At 75.1% G+C, this 2,366-nt stretch carries 3 protein-coding genes; all 3 read left to right on the forward strand.

Annotated features, from left to right (window positions below; genetic code table 11):
- Positions 1-635: sensor histidine kinase (locus tag RBH18_RS43620; RefSeq protein WP_306216397.1), on the forward strand; the 635-nt coding region annotated here is incomplete at its 5' end.
- Positions 632-1,246, forward strand: a complete 615-nt coding sequence (locus RBH18_RS43625) for a response regulator transcription factor (protein ID WP_306216398.1) — start codon at positions 632-634, stop codon at positions 1,244-1,246. The genes RBH18_RS43620 and RBH18_RS43625, both read left to right, overlap by 4 nt.
- Positions 1,247-1,369: 123 nt before the next feature.
- Entirely contained in the window at positions 1,370-2,197 is an 828-nt protein-coding gene (locus tag RBH18_RS43630; RefSeq protein ID WP_306216399.1) for a sigma-70 family RNA polymerase sigma factor, read from the forward strand.
- Positions 2,198-2,366 lie beyond the last annotated feature (169 nt).

Genomic DNA, 2,366 nt, shown 5'->3' on the forward strand with positions numbered 1-2,366 from the left:
CGACCTTCGGGTTGCGGCTGGCCGGGGAGCGGCAGGCCCGGCTGCGGCTGGCGCAGCAGGAGCTGGCGACGATGGCGGTGCAGCAGGAACGCGCGCGCATCGCCGCGGATCTGCACGACATCCTGGGGCATTCGCTGACGGTGGTGACGGTCAAGGCGGAGCTGGCGCAGCGGCTGCTGGACGTGGACGTGCGGCGGGCCCGCGCGGAGCTGCGCGACCTGGAGGTGCTGGCGCGCGACGCGCTGGCCGACGTGCGGGCCACGGCGCTCGGGATGCGCGGGATCAGCCTGCCGGGGGAGATCGCCGCGGCGCGCGAGGCGCTCGCGGCGGCGAACGTGGAGGCGGTGCTGCCCGGGGCGGCCGACGAGGTGCCCTCGCGGGTGCGGGAGCTGTTCGCGTGGACGATCCGGGAGGCGGTGACGAACGTGGTGCGTCATGCCGGGGCGAGCCGGTGCGAGGTGCGGCTGAGCCCGTCGAGCGTCGAGGTGCTCGACGACGGGTGCGGCGGGGGCGGCGTACCCGGCGACGGTCAGGGGTTGCGGGGGCTGCGGGAGCGGGCGGCGGCCCTGGGCGGGCAGGTCAGTGCCGGGCCGCGGCCGGGGCGTGACGGGTTCAGGGTGGAGGTGCGGGCGTGATCCGGGTGTTGCTGGCCGACGACCAGGCGCTGGTGCGCGGGGCGATGGCGGCGTTACTGGACATGGAGGCCGACCTGACAGTGGTGGCCGAGGTGGGCCGCGGCGACGAGGTCGTGGCGGCGGTGCGCGAGCACGGCGTGCAGGTGGCCCTGCTGGACGTGGAGATGCCGGGGCTGGACGGGATCGCGGCGGCGCGGCAGGTGCGCCGGGAGGTGCCGCAGTGCCGGGTGCTGATGGTGACCACGTTCGGGCGGGCGGGCTACCTGCGGCAGGCGATGGCGGCCGGGGCGGGCGGGTTCGTGGTCAAGGACACCCCGGCGCGGCAGCTGGCCGACGCGGTGCGCCGGGTGCACGAGGGGCTGCGGGTGGTCGACCCGGCGCTGGCGGCGCAGTCCCTGGCGCTGGGCGACTCGCCGCTGACCGAGCGGGAGACGCAGGTGCTGCGGGCGGCCCGCGACGGCGGCACGGTCGCCGACGTGGCCCGCGAGCTGCGCCTGTCGGAGGGCACCGTGCGCAATCACCTGTCGTCGGCGATCGGCAAGACGGGCGCGCGGACCCGGGCCGAGGCGGTGCGCCTGGCCGGCGACAACGGGTGGCTGCTGAAACTTTAGGAGTTCTTGAGCTGCAACCGCTCTGCACCCGTACGAGACCGGGTTCTGCACCCTGAGCAGCGAAAAGTTCCCCCTGTCAGCCGGTGAGGGGTCACCGGGCGACGGATTGCGAGGGGGAACTCGATGGACGCGCTCATCCGTGAGAACATGCCGCTGGTCGGTCACATCGTGCGGGAGATGCTGTTCAAGGTGCCGGCACACGTGCACCGCGACGACCTGGCGTCGGCCGGGTACGCGGCACTGGTGACGGCGGCCAAGGCGTACGACGCCACGCGCGGGATCCCGTTCGGCAAGTTCGCGGCGGTGCGGGTGCGCGGGGCGCTGCTCGACGAGCTGCGCAGCATGGACTGGGCGAGCCGCTCGGTGCGGGCGCGGGCCCGGCGCGCCGAGGTGGCCCGCCAGGAGCTGACCGCGCAGCTGGGGCGCACGCCCACCGCCGAGGAGCTGGCGCAGCTGCTGGGTGTGGCGGTCGCCGAGCTGGCGACGGTCGACGACGACGTGCAGCGCGCGGCGGTGCTGTCGCTGCAGGGCTTCGCGGCCGGCACGGCCGAGGACATGGTCACCGAGCAGGACCTGAACCCGGAGGAGATGCTGCTGCACCGCGAGCGCATCGGCTACCTGCACGACGCGGTGGCGGTGCTGCCGGAGCGGCTGCGCTACGTGGTGGAGGCGTCGTTCCTGCGGGAGCGGCCGCTCGCCGAGGTGGCGGCGGAGCTGGGCGTGACCGAGTCGCGGGTGTCGCAGCTGCGTACCGAGGCCCTCGCCCTGCTCAAGGACGGCCTGAGCCGGCACCTGGAGGCCGCCGGGCCGGTGGCGGGCAAGGGCGACGGGGTGGTGGCCCGGCGGCGGGCGGCCTACGCGGCGCAGCTGGCCGGCCGCTCGACGATGGCGACCCGCCTGGCGGTCACCGACGCGCAGGGCGTGCACGTGGCGGCCCGGTACGCCGCCTGAGCGGCCCCCGGCAAAAGCGGTTGCGCACGGCCCCGCCGAGGGGCATCGTGGCAGCCATGTGACAGCTCTCCGGCTTCGTTGTCGTCCGACATCGCCTCCGGAGGTGCCTGCCTGTGCTGAAAGCTGTCTCCCTCGCCCACGCCCACGACGGCGACCTGTTGTTCTCCGG

The sequence above is a fragment of the Actinoplanes oryzae genome, assembly GCF_030757795.1.
In the GTDB taxonomy this organism is placed as follows: Bacteria; Actinomycetota; Actinomycetes; order Mycobacteriales; family Micromonosporaceae; genus Actinoplanes.